Raw genomic sequence first — 20200 nt, 5'->3', positions numbered from 1 at the left:
GTGAGACACCGGACGTCCCGACGCCTTCCGGGGCCGTCGTCGGACCCCGCCGGCGGCCTGGGGCCCGGTGACCAGGTGGATCAGGAGCCGTCGTCAGCTGGTCCGTCGGCAGCCGCGATCCGCAGTCCGGCCGCGCGGGTGAGCGCCTCCGGACTCGAGGCCACGGCGTCGACGGTCTGCTCCAGCGGCACGCCCGAGCCGTCGCGACGAGCCATCTCGGCGGGCAGAACCCGAGCCGAGCCGTTCTTCGCCGCCCCCAGGGCGGGGCCGAGGCCCGCCCACGCCAGCCGCAGGCGATCCTCCCCGCGGAGGAAACGATGGGCCCGCACCCCGGCGGTGGCCCGGCCCTTGGCCGGGAACTCGGAGAACTCGGTGATCTTCACACTGCCGTCCTCGAAGCCCTCCAGCGGCTCCTGCCCGGCGGCCACTGTCACCACCACGGGCGTCCAGCCGGCCAGATCCTCGTTCACCGCACCGTCGGCGTCGGGCACACCCGCGCCCGGGATGACCGTGAAACTGAGGACCTGGTCTCCGTCGGAGACCTTGATCCCGGCCATGCCGGCGGCCGTGCGTCCCTGCGGGCGCACCAGTGCGGCGTCGTAGTGCAGCAGCTGGGCGCCTGCCGTGACGAAGACGAGCTGATCCGCGTCCTCGGCGGCCACCTGCGCCCCGATGACCCGATCCGTGCCCTTCAGGGTGATGACCTCCCACTCGTCCCGGTTGAGCGGATAGTCGGGGTTCACCCGTTTGACCCGTCCTGCCGCGGTTCCGAGGGCGATGATCTCGTCGAGGGGCACGAAGGCCACCAGGTCCTCCTTCCGCTCCAGGGAGAGGAAGTCCTTGACCTTCACCCCCTGGTTGAGGTTCACCGTGCCGGAAGTGGCCTCCACGGCGGGCATGTCCACCACCGGCACGCGGATCATCCGCCCCAGGGAGGTGACGGCACCGATCTCCCCTCGAGCCGACGTGGGGACCATGGAGATCAGGGTGTCGTGGCGGGCCCGACGGCTCGGGTGGACCAGACCGGAACGATCGGTGGTCCGAGCCAGCTGCCCGGAGGTCGACAGCAGAGCCCAGCACGGGGAGTCGGCGATCTGCAGCGCTGTGGCGGCCTCATCGGGGGAGGAGGCCTTCGCCGCGGGGGCCGGGGCCTCCAGGGTCTCGGACTCCAGCAGCTGCGTGCGTCGGGGGTCACCATGGGCCCGTGAGACCTGCTCCAGCTCGTCGGCGACGGTCTCGCGGAGCCGCTGCTCGGAGTCGAGGATGGCCTGCAGCTCGGCGATCTCCTCCTCGAGACGCTGCTTCTCCTGCTCCAGCTCCAGCGCGGAGTAGCGGGTCAGCTGCCGCAGACGGAGCTCCAGAATGTGCTCGGCCTGCGCCTGGGTCAGATCGAAGATGGTCATCAGCCGCTGGCGGGCAGTCCCGGAGTCGTCGGCGGCGCGGATGATCTGGATGACCTCGTCGATGTCGAGGATCGCGATCAGCAGGCCCTCGACCAGATGCAGACGGTCCTGCCGCCGGCCCAGCCGGAAGGCGGTGCGCCGACGGACCACGGAGATCCGGTGGTCCACATAGACCTGCAGCATCTCCAGCAGGCCCAGAGTGCGCGGCTGTCCCTCGACCAGGGCGACGTTGTTGATGCCGAAGGAATCCTCCAGCGGGGTGAGCTTGTAGAGCTGAGCCAGGACCGCCTGGGGGTTGAAGCCGGCCTTGAGCTCGATGATCATCCGCAGGCCGTGTGTGCGGTCGGTGAGGTCCAACACGTCGGAGATGCCGGCGAGCTTCTTCGCCTGCACCGCATCCTTGATCTTCTCGATGATCTTCTCCGGGCCCACCATGTACGGCAGCTCGGTGACCACGATGCCCGTCTTCCGCGCTGAGACCTGCTCGATCGAGACGGTGGCCCGGGTCTTGAAGGAGCCGCGGCCGGTGCGGTAGGCGTCTCGGATGCCGTCCAGTCCCACGATCCGCCCACCGGAGGGGAGGTCCGGGCCGGGGATGTGGACCATGATGTCCTCGAGGCTCGCCTCCGGGTGCAGGATCAGGTGACGGGCCCCGGCCACCACCTCACCCAGGTTGTGCGGAGCCATGTTCGTCGCCATGCCCACGGCGATCCCCGAGGCGCCGTTGACCAGCAGGTTCGGAAACGCGCTCGGCAGGACCGACGGCTGGGTCAGCTGGTTGTCGTAGTTCGCCTCGAAGTCGACGACGTCCTCATCGAGGTCGGTGGTCATCGAGACTGCCGCCGCCGTCATCCGCGCCTCGGTGTAGCGCGGAGCCGCGGGGCCGTCGTCGAGAGAACCGAAGTTTCCGTGACCGTCGACCAGCGGCAGTCGCAGGGAGAACGACTGGGCCATGCGCACCAGTGCGTCATAGATCGCCGCGTCCCCGTGCGGGTGGAGCTTCCCCATCACCTCGCCCACTACGCGGGCCGACTTCACATGGCCCTTCTCCGGGCGCAGGCCCATCTGAGACATCATGTACAGGATCCGCCGCTGCACCGGCTTCAGACCGTCCCTGGCGTCCGGCAGGGCCCGGGAGTAGATCACCGAATAGGCGTACTCCAGGAACGAGGTCTCCATCTCCGCGGAGACATCGATGTCGACGATGTGGTCCTCCGGGGTCACCGGGGGCTGCTCGGAGCCGGAGCGCTGGGAGCGGGAGGTCGAACGTCGGGCCATGGGGGCTGGAGGTGTCCTTCGTCGGTCGGTGCGTCGTCTGACAGGAGCTCGACGGATCCGGCTGTGTCGGTCGTCGAGATCATCTCGTAGTGTTGATCCTATGGGTGAGCCAGCAGAAACCCGCGGATATCCGGCCCACTGGGAGGCTGATGTCGTTCTGCGTGACGGCGCTGCGGCCCACCTGCGTCCGATCGGCGCTGAGGATGCCGACCGGCTCCAGCGTATGCATGCCGCACAGTCCGAGTCTTCCATCTACCTGCGTTACTTCACCTATAAGTCGTCGCTCACGGAGAAGGAGCTGCGCCGGTTCACCCACGTGGACCACATGGATCGGGTGGCCATGGTGATCCTGCTGGCCAGCCCGTCCGGCGAGCAGGAGATCATCGGAGTCGGAGGCTACGACCGGATCGAGGGCACCCGACAGGCCGAAGTCTCGTTCCACATCTCCGACGCCCACCAGGGACGAGGACTCGGCTCCATCCTGTTGGAGCATCTGGCCGCCGCCGGACGGGAACGCGGGCTCGAGCGGTTCTCGGCCGAAGTGCTGCCGCAGAACCGCAAGATGCTCACCGTCCTCTCCGAAGCCGGGTACGAGGTGCAGCGACGGTTCGAGGACGGGGTCGTCGTCCTCGAGTTCCCCATCGACCCGACCGAACGTTCCCGGGCCGTCATGGAGGCTCGGGAACACCGGGCCGAGTCCCGCAGCGTCGCCGAGCTGCTCGCCCCGGATCAGGTGACTGTCATCGGAGCGTCCCGTCAGTACGGCTCGGTGGGCTACCACCTGCTGCAGAACATCGTCGAGGGGCGTTTCACCGGAGGGGTGCACTCGGTGAACCCCGAGGCCTTCGAGGTCGGCGGCACGGCGGCCTACGCGTCGCTGGAGGACATCAGACAGGACATCGACCTCGCCGTGCTCGCGGTCCCGCCGGAGCACCTCGCCGACGTCGTCGTCGACTGTGGCCGTCAGGGGGTCAAGGGGCTGCTGGTGGTCACCGACGGCGTGGATCGCGGCGGGGAGGAGAGGATCGACCAGCGGGAGCTGGTGCGTCTCGCCCGCCGGTGGGGGATGCGCGTGATCGGGCCTGCATCCGTGGGGCTGATCAACACTGCCCCGGAGATCTCGCTGAACGCATCGCTGTCCCCGCAGATGCCGCTGCGCGGGGGAGTCGGACTGTTCAGCCAGTCGGCCTCCATCGGGGTCTCGTTCTTCGCCGCCGCGCACCGGCGGCAGATCGGGCTGTCCGCCGTCATCTCTGCGGGAAACCGAGCCGACCTCTCGGGGAACGACGCGATGCAGCGCTTCGAGGACGACGAGGCCACCCGGGCGGTGGGCATGTACCTGGAGAGCTTCGGCAACCCGCGCAAGTTCTCTCGGATCGCCCGCCGACTCTCGTTGAGCACTCCGGTCGTCGTGGCGACCTCGGAGGTGACCGGCCGTCGGCTGCCGCCGGGACACGATGTCCGCGCCACGGTGGCTCCGCCCGGTGCCATGGACGCAATGCTGCGGAACTCCGGGGTCATCCGGTGTGGCAACCAGGACTCCCTGATGGACGTGCTGCAGATCCTGGCCACCCAGCCCGTGCCGGCCGGCGCGCGAGTGGGCATCCTGTCCGACTCCTCCTCCATGAGCCGGGTGCTCGCCCAGGCCGCGGAGACCCATGGTCTGGACCCGGTCCGGGTCATCGGCGGCCTCGACCTCGAGGGAACCCGGCGGGAGGCGGCTGAGGAGCTCTCCAGAGCGTTGGACGCCCTGCTCGGCACTGAGGAGGTCGACGCCGTCGCGGTCTGCCTGCAGCCGATGATCACCGGTGAGCACCCCGACCACTCCCGTACGATCCTGCAGGCCGCCCGAGACCATCCGAAGCCGGTCGTCGTCTCGCTGATCGGGGTGCTGGAGGACGACGTGCCGCTGAACCATCTGGCCGCCGCCGCACCGGTGATGGAGACCGGGTCCCTCCAGCAGGGCGTGCCGGTGTTCTCCTCGCCGACGCGCTCGATGGCGGCGCTGGGCAAGATCGTGTCCTACCAGCGATGGCGCCGAGACGGCGTCGGCGAGATCTGGACTCCGCCGGGGCTGGAGGGCACACAGGCTCGCCGGGCCGCCGACCCGCTGCTCGAGCAGTGGCTGGCCGGGTCGGTCACCGGTGCTGACCTGCACCGCCTGGATCGGGACAGGACTGCGGAGCTGCTCGGGATCTACGGGCTGCACGTCATGGAGTCGGTGCCCTTCGAGACCGTCGAGGAGGCCGTCGCCGCCGCGGAGCGGCTCGGCTGGCCTGTGGCGGTCAAGGCCACGAACAGCTACCTGCGGCACCGCCTCGACCTCGGCGGGGTGCGGCTGGCCATCCGTGACGCGTCGATGCTGGGCGATGTGGTCGCGGACATGCGCGACCAGCTCGAGGGCTACGGAGCCCCCGGGCTCGAGGTCCAGGCGATGGCGCCCGCCGGGCAGGGCTGCATGGTCCGCGCGCTCGAGGATCCGCTCATGGGCCCGGTGGTGTCCTTCGGGATCTCCGGTGACGCGGTCGACCTGCTCGACGACTGGGCCCACGCGGTGCCTCCGCTGACCGACAAGGATCTGCGGGAGCTGGTCCGCGGTCCGCGAGCTGCACAGAAGCTGCAGGGACATCGCGGGCTTCCCGGCGCGGACCTCGCGGCCGTGGAGGACGTGGTGCAACGGGTGGCCATGCTCAAGGACAATCACCCGCAGGTCGCCTCCCTGGAGTTCGCTCCGCTCCTCGCAGGACAGGAGGGGACCCGGATCCTGCACGCCGCCGTCGACATCGCGAACCCGGAGCAGCGCACCGACTCCGCCCGGCGGGCCATCAGCCGCTGGTGAGGGGGCCGGCCACTGGTGAGAGGCGCTGAGCCTCAGACACCGCCGGTGCGGCGCACATGCTTCGCGAGGCGGGCCAGGCCCTCGTCGATGCTGACCGCTGGTGTCCAGTCCAAGGCCTCGCGGGTCTCGCGCTGGTCGAACCAATGGGCCGTGGAGAGCTGCTCGGCCAGGAACTTCGTCATCGGTGGTTCGTCGGCGAACTCGCCGACGGCGCGTTCGGCCAGCCCCCAGGCCTTCTCGACGGCCAGCCCGGCGGCCTTCGCCAGGCCCGGAGTGATGCGCAGCCGGGGCCGCGGCGCCCCGCCGGCGGCCGCGATCCCCATGATCAGTTCGCCGATCGGCCGGGGCTCGCCATTGGTGAGCACCAGGCGCTTCCCATGGATGGAGGGAAGCCGACGCAGCCCTGCCGTGAAGGCGTCCACCGCATTGTCGATGTACAGGGTGTCGACCAGTGCCGCCCCGGAGCCGATCAGCGGCAGCCTCCTGGAGCGTGCCCGGTCCACGATGCGGCGGGTCAGCTGGCCGTCCCCGGGACCCCACACCAGGTGCGGCCGGACGATCAGCACCTTCAGTCCGGCCGCCGCCCGCGCCTGGACGAGCAGCTCGGCCTCCGCCTTGGTGCGGGCGTAGTGGCCTGCGGCGCCTTCCGGGTCCGGGGCACCGGCTCCCTCGCCCACCAGTGAGGCGCCGGCATGGGCGACTGACGGCGAGGAGACATGCAGGACGTGCTCCACGGAGGCGGCCTCCGCGGCGTCGAGGATGTTCTCGGTGCCATGGATGTTGATGTCCACGAAGTCCTGTGCGCTGCCCGAGACCGAGACCTTCGCCGCCATGTGGATCACGGCGTCCTGGCCGGCCATGGCCTCGGCGACGACGGCACGGTCGGTCAACGAGCCACGCACGTCCCGGGCGCCGTCGACCTGCGAGGGGCTGCGCTGCAAGGTGGTGACCTCGTAGCCGGTCTCCGTCAGACGCCGGGCCACGCTGCGCCCCAGCAGTCCCGAGGCGCCGGTGAGCAGCACCCGCGATCCGGGCCCGATCTCTGGGTCGCGGGTCGTGTGGTCCTGGGGAGAGTGGGATGCGCTCACGGGGTGCCGGGCCTCCTCCCGGTGAGCACCCGGTCGGCCCAGGCGGCCAGCCGAGTGCGGTCGATCTTCGAGTTGTGGCGGATGTCGGTCGGCAGCTCGTCGAGCACCAGCACGGCGGCGACCGGGATCTCGGCGGCGGCCCGGCGCACCTCGGCGGCGAACTCCGGAGCGGCCAGCGGGGAGCGGCCGGTGCGCAGCTGGCGGGCCTCTCCCTCAGGCTCCACGATCACCGCCACAGCCTGGGTGCCGGCGGGGCCGACTCCGACGGCGGCGCTGCGGGCGACTCCGTCGAGGGCGTCGACCGGGGTCTCCACCGAGCCGGGCCCGACCGGCCCGGCCGGGGTGGTGATGACGTGCTGGAGCCGTCCTTCGATCCACAGGCGCCCGTCGGCGTCGACATGGCCGACGTCATTGGTGCGGTGCCAGAGAAGGCCCTCGGCATGGTCTCGGCTGCTGGCCCGGTCAGTGTGCCACAGGCGGTCATAGCCGGCCTTCATATGAGCGGCGGAGACCACGACCTCGGCGAGTACGCCCACGGCCGCGGACTGCGGTTCCTCCTCCAGGACGAGGAGCTCCTCGGCCGGTCGTCCGGCGGGATCCAGCGGAGCCAGGGCCAGCCGGACACCGTCCACCGGCCGACCGACGCAGACCCCGCTCTGCCCGGTGGCCATCGCCTCGTGGACCTGCCGCCGTTCGATGTCGGCCTGGAGCAGCCCCTCGGTCATCCCGTAGGGGGTGTGGATCTCTGCGGCCGGGAAGAGCTCCTGCACGGCGTCGAGCAGGTCGGGATGGACCGGGGCTCCGGCGGAGAGCACCAGAGCGATCCGTCCCAGCGCCGCACGCTGGTCGGCGTCGAGCTCTGAAGCTGTGGCCACCACGTTGCGCAGGGCCGCCGGCGAGCCGAAGAACATCGTCGCCTCACCAGCCAGCGCCGCCTCGGCGACGGCGACGGCGGTCAGCGTGGCGGGCTTGGTCACCGACATGTCAGGGGTCACCGAGGTGGCGCCGATGGCCGGACCCAGCAGCGCGAACGGGGCGAAGCCCGCGATGAGCGAGGAGCCGGGCGCCACGTCGAACTGGCGGCGCAGCAGGGCCACGAGTGCGGCCAGTCGCCCATGGGTGTAGAGCACGCCTTTGGCAGGTCCGGTGGAACCGGAGGTGAACAGCACCGCCGCCTGATCCGCGGGGTCCGGGGTGGGAGTCTCCGGAGCCCGGCCCACGTGGCTGCGCAGCAGACGCTCCACCGAGGCGACCGTGCCCAGCAGGTGAGCCTGGCGGCGGGAGAGGGCCTGGACGCTGATCCGGCGGCCCGGCCAACCGCAGGTGCGTGCCAGGGCCAGCCCGGCAGCCCCGCCGATGATCCAGTCCGGGCGTGCACTGCGCGCAGCACGCGTCATGCCCCGCACACCCAGGCCGGCGTCCGCGACGACGGCGACGGCCCCGAGACGCAGACAGGCGTAGAGCACCACGGTCAGGTCGTTTCCCGGGGGCACCAGCAACGAGACACGGTCCCCGTGGGAGACGCCGAGCTCACTGAGTCCCCGGGCGAGAGCATGGATCCGGCCGGAGAGCTCCTGCCAGGACAAGGTGGTCGGATCCTCTGCGGTCATGTCCACTACGGCGGGCGACTTTCGGCGCCATCCGGCGGTCATCTCCGCCAGCTGCGCGTGGAGTCCCTCGGCCGGAGCGACGGGCTCGGGCGAGCGGGGCACGGCCGAACTGCGGGTGAGCCTGCCGTCGGACCAGGTCATGTCGTCGAGCCAGGTCAGCAGGGGCGCGGCGATGTCATGATCCTCGGCCAGCAGGTGACCGGAGCCTTCGAAACGATGCAGGTCCGCCTGCGGGAGGCGCTGCTGGAGATCTGCCAGGTGACGTTCCTGGAACACCGGGTCCTTCGGACCCCAGAGCAGCAGTGAGGGTCTGTCCCATCGGGTCAAGGCCGAGGAGATCTCCTCCAGTGCTGGGCGTGAGGGATGGTCGGACCGGGCCGGGATGTCGGCGACGAAGCCGCCGATTCCGCCGCGGCGCTCCCTGCCGCGGTACGGAGCGTAGTAGGCCCGACGCACGCCGGGGTCGAGCCGCTGCGCGGCCAGCGAGAGTGTCGTGGTGAGGAACCCGCGGGTCTCCACGGTGGAGGCCCCGAGCAGCCCCGGGGTCATGGCGGCCCGCAGGGCCGCGGGCACCGGCTCCTCCAGCGGATGGTCCACTGCGGTGTTCAACGTCGCGGTGGCGTCGACCTCATGGGTGTGACGCATGGCCCACCCCAGGGAGATGACTCCGCCCCAGTCGTGGCCCAGGGTGACCAGCGGCAGTGAGGTGTCGACGTCGAGCGCATCCATCAGCGCATCGAGGTCGTCGAGCCGCTGCTCCAGGCTCCGATATCCGGAGTCTGCGGGAGCATCGGAGGCACCGGTGCCTTGTGGCCGGGGAGCGTCCGGATGTGCGAGGCGCTCGGAGAACCCCATGTCCAGCTGGTCCGGGGCGATGATCCGCCAGCCGGACGGGGACGCCGTCTCGGCCTGTCCTGAGGTCTCGGCTCGGCGCAGCGACTCCGCCAACAGACGGCGCCAGAGATAGGACCAGGTCGGATTGCCGTGCACTGCCAGGATGGTGCCACGGGGACGGATGCCACGCTCGGCGAGCGCCGCGGCGGTGTCCAGCACGTGGAAGGTGCGCGTGCCGTCGCTGGTGCGAGCCGGCACCAGCGAGGACCAGGCGGGGTCCAGCCCGGGCAGTCCTGCCGGGGGAAGCTGGGCGTGGGCGGCGGGCAGCGGTCGGAATCGCAGAGGGGGCACTGTCACCATTCGATCTCCAGCATCGCCGTGTTGAGTCCGGATCCGACCCCCATGCAGAGCACCCGTGAGCCTGTTGAGAGTCGGGAGGACTCCCGGGCCAGTGTGATCGGCAGCGAGGCGGGGCCCACATTGCCCAGCTCGGGGTAGGTGATCGGTACGCGCTTCTTGTCCAGCTTCGCGGCCTTGATGATCGACGCAGTGTGCAGGGAGGAGACCTGATGCGTCACGTAGGCGTCCATGGAGCGCCAGTCGAAGTGCTCACGGGCATCCTGCCAGGCGTCCATCACGAGCTCGAGGCCGCCGTCGAGCAGGCCTCGAGAGTCGGTGAACATGCCGCGATGATCTCCGACGCACAGGCCGTGGTGCTGGGTGGCGGCCCGCGTCACGCCACCGATGATGCGGTGGCCCTCCGGATGGCGGTCCGCAGGGCCGACGACGGCGGCCGCGGCACCGGAGCCCAGCGTGAGCGAGGCGAACTCGGACATGAAGTCCTCGCGGCCGACCATCGCGTCCAGGCCGTTGATCCGCTCCACGGTGGCGTCCTGGACCTTCTTGGCGTCCTCACCGTTGACGATCAGCACGTAGGTCGCCTGCCCGGCGTCGATGAGCGAGCTCGCCAGGGTCATCGCATTGACGAAGCCGAGGCAGGCGTTGGTGATGTCGAAGTTCATCGCCGAGCTGGGCAGGCCCAGGTCATGATGGACGCCGACGGCGACCGAGGGTTCCAGATGCTCCCGGGTCACCGAGGTGTTGATCATCACAGAGACCTCTGCGGTGGGCACGCCGGCGGCCTGCAGCGCGCGGCGGCCGGCCTCCACGGTCCCGGAGCGGACGTCACCGTCCTTCTCCCAGTTCCGGCGGGTCTTCACCCCGGCCACGCGCTGGAGGAGCCCCTGGGGGAGCCTGAGCCGCTTCAGCGCATCGGCCAGGCGGCGGTCGAGGTCCCTGGAGGTCAGCGGGACCGGGGCCTGGACCTCGGCCACGGAGAGCAGAGCGGCGTTGCGGTGATGAAAGGTCGCGTTTCCTGGCACCGCTCCATTATCCAGCAGGTGAACCGGGCTAGCGAATCGACACCGGGCTAGCATGGGTGCCATGACCTTCAGCCCTGACGACTCCGCGGCCGCCTCGACGTTCTCGCTGCGCGCGGCGATCGAACGTGGCGGCTTCTACCCTGCCTTGGTGCACCATACGGTCACCGACGCCCTGGACGGCCGTGAACCGACGCATCAGATCGTCCATGTGGACACCCACTTCGACATGGAGGAGGTGCATCGGCACATCACCGTGCTGGCGCTGGCCGAGAACGTCGTCGTGGTGGCGCACCTGGACGACCACGACCTCGAGGCCGACGACGCCGGGACAGCCGGCCGCACCGACACGGTCGCGCGGATCTCCACGGAGGTGGTCCCGGTCAGTCGCATCCGTTCGGTGATCCTCTCGGAGGTGCACCGGCACCCCGAGGAGTTCCGGCCGGACCGCGGCCTGGCCGAGGTCACCCTCAACATGAACTGGACCGGCGGTGCCCGGTTCGAGACGGCCCCGGTCCATTGCGGGGACCCGGACTGCATGGCGGATCACGGTGACGACGGCACGGTCATCCCGGAGGACATCGTGCTGCGCATCGCGGCGACCGCTGAAGGAGACACCGCCGTGGAGGAGGCGCGCCGTTTCGTGCGCGCCCTGCGCCGAGCCTGCGTGCGGCACGCCCGCTGAGCCGGCCGAGCTGGAGAGGAGCACCGCTGATGACAGCGCGCGCACGCGAGATGGCAGCCTTGGCCCCGGACTACGACGGTGCCCATGTCCGTCACGTGATGACCTCCGCCGCCGCCTCTCTGGGGCTGGACGGCTTCTCCTCACGTCTGGAGCTGCCTGCTGCCGGCATCGCCGTGGTGCTCATGGTCGATGGGCTCGGTGATGAGCTCATCGCCCGGCATACCGGCCATGCCCGGTTTCTGGCCTCGTGCTGGCGCAGCAGGAGCACTGCGCGGGTGCTGGATGCGACAGCCCCGGCGACCACAGCGGCCTCCCTCGCGGCGCTGGGCACCGGGGAGGCCCCCGGCCGGCATGGGCTGGTGGGCTACGACGTGCTGGCTCCATGGCTCGACCGGGTCGTCAACATGCTCGGCGGCTGGGATCCTGCGGTGGATCCGGCACGTTGGCAGCCTCACCCGACGGTGCTGCGCCGAGCGGCTCAGGCCGGTGCGCGGGTCGTGACGGTCTCTCGGCCGAAGTTCGCCGAGTCTCCGCTGACCCAGGCCGTGCTGTCCGGAGGGGAGTTCCTGGGGGCCAACCACATGGATGCTCGATTCCGGGTGGCGGCCGAAGCGGTGCAGGCGCATCGGCCCGAGACTCCGGGGATGCGCCAGGGATCCCCTCAGCCGCTTCTGGTGTATCTGTACGTGGATGAGCTGGACAAGACCGGGCATCGGTATGGCGTCGACTCCGCAGAATGGGTCCGTGCGCTGGAGACTCTGGATGCGGAGGTGGAGAAGTTCGTGACCCGACTCGGCGGACGGTTCGGCGATCAGCTCTCCGTGGTGCTCACCGCGGATCACGGGATGCTCGACGTCGCCCCGGAGGGTCGCGTGGACTTCAGCGAGGACCGGGCGCTGCTGCGCGGGGTCCGGCATACCGGCGGTGAGCCGCGGTTCGTGCACCTCTACTTCGACAAGGACACCTCGCCCGGAGTGCGCCGAGGCGTGCATGAGTCCTGGGAGGAGCGGTTCGGCGATCAGGCCTGGATCTGCACCCGGGATGAGGTGATCGACGCCGGCTGGTTCGGTGCGGTGGAGGATCGGGTCCGACCCCGCATCGGGGATCTGCTGATCGCCGCCCACGGCCCCCTCGCGCTCTATCACACCGCTCGGACAGGACCCGACCCGATGCAGATGGTCGGACAGCATGGGTCGCTGACCGATGCGGAGATCAAAGTGCCGATGCTCTCGCTGACCGGTCGCGCGTTCGGCTGACGGGAGCGCGTACAGCCTGAGCCCCCGGCGCTCAGCAGCCGCGGGGCCGCCGACCGGTGGTTCAGTCGTCCTTGGACCCGAAGAGGATGTCGTCCCAGCGGGGCATGTTCGGGCGACGCGACCCGGATCGCTTCGGACGCGGGCGGCCCGCGGTGGACTCCGACCCGCTCGGGGCGTCGGACTCGGGGCTCGACTCCTCGGGGCCGCTCGGGGCCGGGGGCCTGGGCGAGGGCTCGTGCCGCGCCGGTCCGTCCGGGAGATCTCCGACCGTCCCCTCGGCGTCCTCGGCGTCGGGGCCGTGGACATCGGTGGCCTCGGCGTAGCTGAAGCCCCAGGCGTCGGTGCTCTCGGGCTCAGCGTCATCACCGGAGTCATCACCGGAGTCATCAGCGGAGTGATCACCGGCGTCGCCAGAGGCTTCGGCGGCATGCCCGGGATGTCCGGAGTCCTCCGGGGCCTCCACGGCGCGCAGGCGGGGGGATCCTTGCTCAGCCGGGTGCTCGTCGCGGGTGAGCATCAGGGCGAGCTTGTCGTCGGCCTCCTCGTCGGCACCCAGGCGCTGGCCGCGTCGGGCACGTAGCACGTCGAGCAGATCCTCGTGCTCGTCGCCCTCCGTCGCGGGGCCGCTCGGGCGAGCTGTGCTCGACGAGGGGGTCGACGAGGGGGTCGGAACCCCGATCGGGGAGGTGTCCTGCTCATCGGCCGGGACCGGACCCGCCGGTCGTGCAGGCCGCCTCCGGGTCGAGGGATGCTCCCCGGAGGACTCGACGTCGAAGGGTGCGTCGACAGCGGTCAGGCGGCGTGGGCCGCGACTGGCCCCCGGCTCCGGGGGAAGGCTGTTCAGGGTCTGCGCCCACGGCCCCACCGGCCTCAGGTGGCGCGATTCGGGGGAGAAGACCCACTCCGCCGGCGGATCGACGTCCACGCGGGCGCGTCCGGCCGCGAGGTCGTGGGCGGAGAACCAGCAGAGGATCTGCCAGTTGCCGTCCTGCCGCCGCCAGGCGTCCCAGGCCAGCGAGGCGAGGTCCACGTCGAGTGCACGCAGCCGGACCAGGACCATGGCCTCCAGAGTGGCCGGAGCGTCCCCGAAGGCGATCCGGTGCTGCTCGGCGGAGGAGGGCGGCGCCACATGGGTGCTGCGTGCCCGCTCAGCGATGTACGCGCGCTCGGCCTGCACGGGCCCGGCGTAGCGTTCGACGCGGGCAGGATCGAGGCCGGACTCGGCGACCATCTGTTCGACGGAGGCACCGGCACGCAGCCTGGCCTGGACCTCCCGGACGGTCATCGGCGCTCGGGGATCTTCCGCGCGCGTGGTCAGATGGGCCGGGCGGGTCGAGCGACGCCCCACTGCCGAGCGCAGGGCCTCGTCCACGGGCAGGGCGTACTCCTGGCCGTCCTCGTCGGCGAGGACGAGCATCTCCTCGGAGTCCTCGTCCCTGACGCCCATGATCCGCAGCTGCTGCATCGATGCATCCTCCCGCCTGTGCCGGCAGTCGTCGTCCAGGTGGTCGTCGGCCTGGACGGGGTGGTCCAGGTGCCGTGGTCCTGACGGTGGTCCACGGGTCACTGTAGCGCGCGGGGTCGCGGACCTCCCATCCTCTGTTCAGCAGAACTTGAACCTTGTCCGCGGATCGTGTCTCCTGGGATTCCTCCTGCGGAAGCGGCCGGGTCCTGGTCAGGCCGACTTGCCCCGGACGGGACCGTCGACGTCCGCCCACGGCTCAACGCTGGGTCGTGGATTTGGCACAGGGGGCCCGATGCGACACAATCTGTGCGACAAATCGCGCTTGCGGCACTGGTGGAGTCCGGTGACCGTGCGACACGAATTCAACTCTCGGAGTGTGGAGCGACCCTCATGGCAACCGACTACGATGCGCCGCGCAAGAACGACGACGACGTCAATGAAGACTCCATCGAGGAACTGAAGAATCAGCAGACCAACCGTCAGTCCGCCGTCGTGGACGAGGACGAGGCTGAGGCTGCTGAGGGTTTCGAGCTCCCCGGCGCGGACCTCTCCGACGAAGAGCTGCAGGTGCGGGTGCTGCCGGCTCAGTCTGACGAGTTCACCTGCGGCGAGTGCTTCCTGGTGCGTCACCGGTCGCAGGTCTCCCGCGAGGAGAACGGCATGTTCATCTGCCGGGACTGTGACAGCTGAGCCCATGGCGCGTCGCTGCGGTCGCAGCATGACGGAGGCCTTGGCCCGGATGATCCGGGCCAAGGCCTCCGTCTGTCTCGGCCCGGGACCCCGAGCCTGGGGCGCGGCGGGGAATCCTCAGCAATCGGGCCATGCTGGTCTTCAGCTCGTGCTGGTCTTCAGCTCGTGGCGCAGGATCGTGCCGGCGCGGGACGTCGACACCTCCTTGATGAACGCCACCACGCCGACCAGCCGCCCGGATCGTAGGTCGCGAGATCACTGGTGCGCAGCCATCCGCTGTCGATGATGCTGGTCTCAGTGGCCTGGAGGGTGTTGAGACGGCCTCTCCCGGTCAGGAGACCACGGACCCACAGCTTGCCCCGTGGGGAACCAGGCGGGAGACCCCGCTGCATCAGGGCGGTGAGCCCGTCGAGGGGGAACATCGGCAGCACCGCCGTAGGGTCCGACGGATCGGCCGTCCTCACTGGGGCGTCATGTCACTCGCCGAGCAGACCGCCCCATGAGGGGTGGGCGCCGTCCTCGTCGATCCGGATGATCGGCTCAGTGCCGAGGCCTGCCTGCTCAGCGCCGAGGATCGCGGTGCCGACCATAGCGGAGACGGTCACAGGGCCTCCGACTGGACAGAGATGGAGTGCCGGACATCAGAGCAGGTGATGCATGACACTCTGCCAGTCAGCAGCAACAGGTTCCGGCGCAGATGGCGGCGGCGGTCGAGCCGCCCCTCGAGGCGGGCGGCATCCGTCCGACTTCGTGCTGTTCCAGTGCCGGGTACGGCTCGTCGGTCACGCGGCTAGGGCGTGTTGATCAATAGGTCTCGCTCTCTGTTGGGTGAGTATTGCTCAGTGACGCGACAGGAGATATCTGACGAGATGTGGGCTGTGTTGGAGCCGTTGATGCCGACCGCGACGGGTAGGTCGCGACCATGGACCGATCACCGCCTGGCCCTCGAGGGGATGGCGTGGAAGTACCGGACCGGAGCGCCGTGGCGGGACGTGCCAGAGCGGTTCGGGAAATGGAACTCGATCTACAAGCGGTTCAACCGGTGGGCTCAGGACGGTACTTGGGAGAAGCTGCTCGCTGAGGTGCCGAAGCAGGCGGACGCGGCGGGGAAGATCGATTGGGTCGTCTCGATCGACTCGACCATCGCGCGTGTGCATCAGCACGGTGCGACCCTTCCCCGGGACACAGGGGGCTCTGCCGAATCACAAGAATCCGGGGATCGAGTCGCCTGATCACGGGATCGGACGCTCACGTGGCGGGCTGACGAGCAAGCTGCACCTGGTCGCGGACGGCCGCGGCAGGCCGCTGGGGATGATGATCACCGGCGGGAACATCAACGACACCACGATGATGACCGCCGTGCTCGAGGAGATCCGCGTTCCTCGGGCGGGGAAGGGTAGGCCCCGCACCCGACCCGATCGCGTGCTCGCGGACAAGGGCTATCCCTCGAAGGCGAACCGCGCCTGGCTGCGCGTGCATGGGATCTCAGCGACCATCCCCGAGCGCGACGACCAGATCTCTCACCGCCGCAGGAAGCCCGGTCGGCCCATCGACTTCGGCGACCAGCAGCAGCAACGCTACAAGGGGCGCAATGTCGTCGAACGGTGCTTCAACCGACTCAAACAGTGGTGCGGAATAGCGATGCGCTCAGACAAACTCGCCTGCAACTTCCGCGCCGCGATCAGCTTCGCCGCCACCCTGATCTGGATCAAGACCGACTTGATCAACACGGCCTAGGGGCCGCCAGGCGTTCCTAGGGCATGCTTGAGAAGATACTGAGCGCCCGTCCTGCGAGACTGAGAGGATGTCGAGGTTCCAGGTGCTCTCCGATGCCCAGTGGTCGATGATTGCCGACATGTTGTCCCGCCCTACAGGCCGCAAAGGCAGGCCCTTCGCCGATGCGCGGACCATGGTCGAGGCGATCATCTACCGGTATCGGATCGGCATCGCCTGGCGCGATCTGCCCGAGGTCTTCGGTCCCTGGCAGACGGTCGGGACCTGGCACCGGCGCATGGCCGCCGAGGGCACCTGGGACCGGGTGCTGGAGCGGCTGACCGCAGTGGCTGACGAAGCTGGACAGATCGACTGGACGGTCTCGGTGGATTCGACGATTGCTCGTGCTCATCAGCACGCGACCAACGTCAGTCGTCACACAGGGGGCTGGATCGAACTACACGAATCAGCAGACCCAGCCGGCCCCAGAGCCGCCTGATCATGCCCTGGGCCGCTCGCACCGCGGGCTCTCGACGAAGATCCATCAGCTCGTCGACGGCCGCGGGCTGCCGCTGGTGGTGCTGCTGAGTCCCGGTCAGGCCGGCGACTCGCCGATGCTGGTCCTGCTGCTGCAGCAGCTGAAGGTTGGCCGCCGCCTCGGGCGGCCACGGACCCGGCCGGATGGGCTCTGTGGCGACAAGGCCTACTCTTCGCGGGCGATCCGCAAGCATCTGCGCGCCAGGGGCCTCACCGCCCATATCCCCGAGCCCGAGGACCAGAAGGGCCATCGGCTGCGGCGCGGATCAACCGGCGGCCGGCCGCCGAACTTCGACCCGGACGCTTACTGCGGCCGCAACGTCGTCGAACACCGCTACTGCCACATCAAGCAGTGGCGCGGGATCGCGACTCGCTATGACAAGCACGCCCTGACCTACCGGGCCGCGGTCGTGCTCAACGCGGTGATCGCGTGGACCGCACATTCGTCAGACATGCCCTAGTCGGTCACGCTGACGCCGGTCTCCCGGACCGGCTCCTCGGAGCCCAGGGCGGCGAGCACGGCCTCCGGGTTCCGCGTGGAGACGATCCAATAGGGAGTGGCGTCCTCGGGGTCGGTGATTTCGACGGTCACCACCGAGTCGATCCATCCGCGGATGCACTGGTAGGCGCGTGCGTCGAATCCCGGACCGAGCTGCTCGCGAGCGGCCTGGCTGCGATGCGCCACCACCATGCCCAGCTGCTGCACCGGGATCCGCGCACGCCCTGCGGTCAGCCAGCCCTGGGAGACCTCGAGGCGCGGAGTGGTGATGACCAGGGCGAAGAGCAGCAGCGCCACTCCGATCACCATGACCACCAGGCCCAGGCCGATGCTGATCGGGAAGAAGATCAACGAGACCGACGCCCCGATGATGACTGTGGCGAGCCAGATCCACCACGCCGGCCAGAGCTTCTCGGAATAGCTCGGAAGTTGGGTCGTCATGGTTCCCAGCTTCTCACGGAACACCGGCGCCCGGGGAACAGCCCATCGGGGGGTGGAGGGAGTTTCCGTGAGTCGGCAGGCGCACGGAGGGGGGGATCTGGCGACGGCTCCGAGATGAGTAGACTCGAAGGGCTGCCGTCCACAGAGGAGAGAGCGACACAGATGACCACGTCCACGCCTGAGCAGGGCGCTGGCCCCGCCGGCGCCGCCCCGACGCTCGACCGACTTCAGGTGCCGATCCGCAGACTCGACCCGGATCTCCCGCTGCCGGGATACGCCCACCCCGGAGACGCCGGTGCGGATCTGGTCACCGCAGAGGACTTCACGCTTCAGCCAGGGGAGCGCCGGCTGGTGCCGACCGGTGTCGCCGTCGCCATTCCCCGGGGCTGGGTTGGGCTGGTCCATCCGCGCAGCGGGCTGGCCGTCAAGCACGGAATCACCCTTGTCAACACGCCGGGAACCATCGATGCTGGGTATCGTGGGGAGCTCAAGGTGTGTCTGCTGAACACCGACCGTTCGATCCCGGTGGGCTTCCGTCGTGGAGACCGCATCGCACAGCTCGTCCTCCAGCGCGTCGAGCAGGCTGAGTTCGTGCCTGTCGATGAGCTCGACGACAGCGTCCGCGGTGCAGGCGGCTTCGGCTCCACCGGCACGTGACTTCCGAGGGATAGAGGAACTTCAGCATGATCTTCGGACGACGGAAGAAGTCCAAGGAGGCGGAGGCCAGCGCGCCCGCCACCATCCAGGAGGCACTCCGCAAGGAGGACACGGCAGCGGCTTCCGCCGGCGGAGGCGGCACCGCCGTGTCCGCCGAGGCGCCGACTGAGCGGAGCGCCGGGAGCGCCGCGCCGAGAACGACGACGGACGCCGCGCCGAAGGACGACGTCGCGGCCTCCTCCGAGACGACCGAGGAGGAGAGCGCTCCGAGCACTGCTGGCGATGGTCCCTACGACATCAGCGAGATCGAGTCGACCAAGGGATACATCGACTTCGGTGCGGTGCTCGTCCCCGCAGGCAAGGACCAGAAGGTCCGGCTCGACATCGACCAGAAGACCAAGCGCGTGGTGGCGCTGACCATCTCGGTCGGCCAGGCCAGCATCCAGATCCAGCCCTTCTCCGCGCCGAAGTCCGGCGGCACCTGGGATGAGGTGCGTGAACAGATCCAGGACTCGGTGATCAAGCAGAAGGGCCGCATCAAGGAGCTGGACGGACGGTTCGGCAAGGAGATCGCCGCACGGGTGCCCACCACGCTCAAGGACGGCCGCTCCGGATGGCGGGTGGCCCGCTTCGTCGGGTTCGAGGGGAACCGCTGGTTCCTCCGCGGCGTCGTCGGAGGGCGGGGCGCCATCGACCCCAAGGCTGCTCGGGGCGTGGAGGACCTGTTCTCCCGGCTCGTCGTCGTCCGCGGCGATGACCCACTTCCACCCCGCGAGCTGCTGGCACTGAGGCCCCCCGAAGGGGCGAAGCGCGTAGTCACTCCACGGAATCCGGCACAGCGTCGGGATGCGGCTCCCGGACCGAACCCGGCCGCGGCCGCCGTCGGCGACAGCGACGAGGCCCAACCCACGGACAACGGCGTACGGCCCCAGGAGAAGAACGGAACAGCACGTCGTCAGGCTCGGACGGACGGCCCGGGGCAGGTCTGAAAGGCGCGGATGGGCGAGGGACACGACGGCGGGCGCATCCGCGACGCGGGAGATCAGCGACTGGGGGAGGGGCAGGCGACGGTGATGACACACCCATCGGCCAGGGGTGACACGCCCGGTGAGCCGGACGACCGTGACGGCGCATGGGGCGAGGCGCGCGGCGAGGAATTCGGCGAGCGGCTCTCCGAGTCGGCCTCCTCGCGGCTGCGCACGCGCGAGGACGGTTCGTTGGATGTGATGTCCTCCGTCGGCGGAGTGCGCGGTCTGCTGGAGGCCTCGTTGCCGGCGGCCGCGTTCCTGACCGTCTTCGTGGTGACGGAGGATCTGCTGCTCTCCTCGATCGTGGCGGTCGGTCTCGGAGCGGTGTTCACACTCGTCCGGCTGGCGCAGCGCGGACCGCTCATCCAGTCGCTCTCCGGCCTCGCCGTCATCGTGCTGTGCGCCGTCGTCGCCCAGCAGACGGGCCAAGCTCGTGACTTCTACCTGTGGGGCTTCGTCACCAACCTGGTCTACATCGCCGGCTTCGCGCTCTCGATCGCGGTGCGATGGCCGTTCCTGGGCATCCTGTTCGGCTTCCTCCGTGGAGAAGGCGTCAGCTGGCGCCACGACGCCGCACAACGCCGCCGCTACGCGCTGGCCACCTGGCTGGTCACCGGTGTGCTGGCGCTGCGGCTCGCCGTGCAGCTGCCGCTCTACCTGGCCGACGCCGTGGTCGCACTCGGCACTGCGCGCCTGGTGATGGGGCTGCCGCTCTACGGACTGGCCCTGTGGATCGCCTGGATGATCACCCGCCCGACGTCGAGACCCGGCTCCCGGAGCAGCGAGGCGGTGAGCTGA

16 protein-coding genes are annotated in these 20200 nt (G+C 69.8%); 9 read left to right on the top strand and 7 right to left on the bottom strand.

Annotated features, from left to right (window positions below; genetic code table 11):
* Positions 1 to 80: 80 nt before the first annotated feature.
* Positions 81 to 2681, bottom strand: a complete 2601-nt coding sequence (locus ACYVKI_RS05680; protein ID WP_460689326.1) for a DNA gyrase/topoisomerase IV subunit A — start codon at positions 2679 to 2681, stop codon at positions 81 to 83.
* A gap of 100 nt (positions 2682 to 2781) precedes the next feature.
* Here ACYVKI_RS05680 and ACYVKI_RS05675 point away from each other — a divergent pair, with 100 nt between their 5' ends.
* A complete protein-coding gene (locus ACYVKI_RS05675) occupies positions 2782 to 5520 on the top strand; it encodes a GNAT family N-acetyltransferase (RefSeq protein ID WP_460689325.1) in 2739 nt (912 codons plus the stop codon).
* Positions 5521 to 5552: 32 nt separating this feature from the next.
* Here ACYVKI_RS05675 and ACYVKI_RS05670 read toward each other — a convergent pair whose 3' ends face one another.
* Genes ACYVKI_RS05670 through ACYVKI_RS05660 form a run of 3 tightly spaced genes read right to left on the bottom strand, consistent with a single transcriptional unit; the run spans position 5553 to position 10434 of the window.
* Positions 5553 to 6560, bottom strand: coding sequence for an NAD-dependent epimerase/dehydratase family protein (locus tag ACYVKI_RS05670; protein WP_460689420.1), 1008 nt, complete (start codon positions 6558 to 6560; stop codon positions 5553 to 5555).
* A 44-nt stretch (positions 6561 to 6604) separates the two neighbouring features.
* The gene (locus ACYVKI_RS05665; RefSeq protein WP_460689324.1) at positions 6605 to 9412 is read right to left on the bottom strand and encodes an alpha/beta fold hydrolase; all 2808 of its coding nucleotides are present in this window, start codon (positions 9410 to 9412) and stop codon (positions 6605 to 6607) included.
* On the bottom strand, positions 9406 to 10434 hold the full coding sequence (locus tag ACYVKI_RS05660; protein ID WP_460689323.1) for a 3-oxoacyl-ACP synthase III: 1029 nt from the start codon (positions 10432 to 10434) through the stop codon (positions 9406 to 9408). Before ACYVKI_RS05660 ends, ACYVKI_RS05665 begins: the two co-directional genes overlap by 7 nt.
* Positions 10435 to 10495: 61 nt before the next feature.
* Here ACYVKI_RS05660 and ACYVKI_RS05655 point away from each other — a divergent pair, with 61 nt between their 5' ends.
* Both ACYVKI_RS05655 and ACYVKI_RS05650 read left to right on the top strand, forming a co-directional pair.
* The gene (locus ACYVKI_RS05655) at positions 10496 to 11116 is read left to right on the top strand and encodes a DUF5998 family protein (protein ID WP_460689322.1); all 621 of its coding nucleotides are present in this window, start codon (positions 10496 to 10498) and stop codon (positions 11114 to 11116) included.
* A gap of 29 nt (positions 11117 to 11145) precedes the next feature.
* Positions 11146 to 12372 (top strand): alkaline phosphatase family protein, encoded by a 1227-nt coding sequence (locus ACYVKI_RS05650; RefSeq protein WP_460689321.1) that lies wholly within the window; start codon positions 11146 to 11148, stop codon positions 12370 to 12372.
* Between the two features lie 61 nt (positions 12373 to 12433).
* On the opposite strand, the gene sepH is transcribed toward ACYVKI_RS05650, so the two are convergent.
* The gene (sepH, locus tag ACYVKI_RS05645) at positions 12434 to 13837 is read right to left on the bottom strand and encodes a septation protein SepH (protein WP_460689320.1); all 1404 of its coding nucleotides are present in this window, start codon (positions 13835 to 13837) and stop codon (positions 12434 to 12436) included.
* Positions 13838 to 14227: 390 nt separating this feature from the next.
* Between sepH and ACYVKI_RS05640 the strand changes: the two genes are divergently transcribed.
* A complete protein-coding gene (locus ACYVKI_RS05640; protein WP_179542827.1) occupies positions 14228 to 14527 on the top strand; it encodes a DUF4193 domain-containing protein in 300 nt (99 codons plus the stop codon).
* A gap of 476 nt (positions 14528 to 15003) precedes the next feature.
* Here the strand turns inward: ACYVKI_RS05640 and ACYVKI_RS05635 are convergent, their stop codons facing one another.
* Positions 15004 to 15132 carry a hypothetical protein gene (locus tag ACYVKI_RS05635; RefSeq protein WP_460689319.1) on the bottom strand — a complete coding sequence of 43 codons (129 nt, stop codon included), beginning with the start codon at positions 15130 to 15132 and terminating at the stop codon, positions 15004 to 15006.
* A gap of 264 nt (positions 15133 to 15396) precedes the next feature.
* Here ACYVKI_RS05635 and ACYVKI_RS05630 point away from each other — a divergent pair.
* Both ACYVKI_RS05630 and ACYVKI_RS05625 read left to right on the top strand, forming a co-directional pair.
* Positions 15397 to 16264 (top strand): IS5 family transposase gene (locus ACYVKI_RS05630; protein WP_460689419.1). Its coding sequence is split into 2 segments (ribosomal slippage): positions 15397 to 15747 and positions 15749 to 16264, totalling 867 coding nucleotides; the frame shifts between segments, so codons are not numbered across the junction.
* Between the two features lie 67 nt (positions 16265 to 16331).
* A protein-coding gene (locus tag ACYVKI_RS05625) for an IS5 family transposase (RefSeq protein ID WP_460689318.1) occupies positions 16332 to 17238 on the top strand; the annotation gives its coding sequence in 2 pieces (ribosomal slippage) (positions 16332 to 16682 and positions 16684 to 17238; 906 coding nt in all).
* Here the strand turns inward: ACYVKI_RS05625 and ACYVKI_RS05620 are convergent.
* Positions 17235 to 17717 (bottom strand): DUF3093 domain-containing protein, encoded by a 483-nt coding sequence (locus ACYVKI_RS05620; protein WP_460689317.1) that lies wholly within the window; start codon positions 17715 to 17717, stop codon positions 17235 to 17237. The two genes, ACYVKI_RS05625 and ACYVKI_RS05620, sit on opposite strands and share 4 nt — an antisense overlap.
* A gap of 162 nt (positions 17718 to 17879) precedes the next feature.
* Here ACYVKI_RS05620 and dut point away from each other — a divergent pair, with 162 nt between their 5' ends.
* The 3 genes from dut to ACYVKI_RS05605 are packed head-to-tail and all read left to right on the top strand — an operon-like array spanning position 17880 to position 20200.
* Positions 17880 to 18374, top strand: a complete 495-nt coding sequence (gene dut, locus ACYVKI_RS05615; RefSeq protein WP_460689316.1) for a dUTP diphosphatase — start codon at positions 17880 to 17882, stop codon at positions 18372 to 18374.
* 26 nt (positions 18375 to 18400) lie between these two features.
* Positions 18401 to 19363: a DUF3710 domain-containing protein gene (locus ACYVKI_RS05610; RefSeq protein ID WP_460689315.1), complete on the top strand. Its 963-nt coding sequence runs from the start codon at positions 18401 to 18403 to the stop codon at positions 19361 to 19363.
* Positions 19364 to 19372: 9 nt separating this feature from the next.
* A complete protein-coding gene (locus ACYVKI_RS05605; protein WP_460689314.1) occupies positions 19373 to 20200 on the top strand; it encodes a DUF3159 domain-containing protein in 828 nt (275 codons plus the stop codon).

Source organism: Nesterenkonia suensis (assembly GCF_054782935.1).
This window is presented reverse-complemented; position numbering and strand designations above follow the sequence as displayed.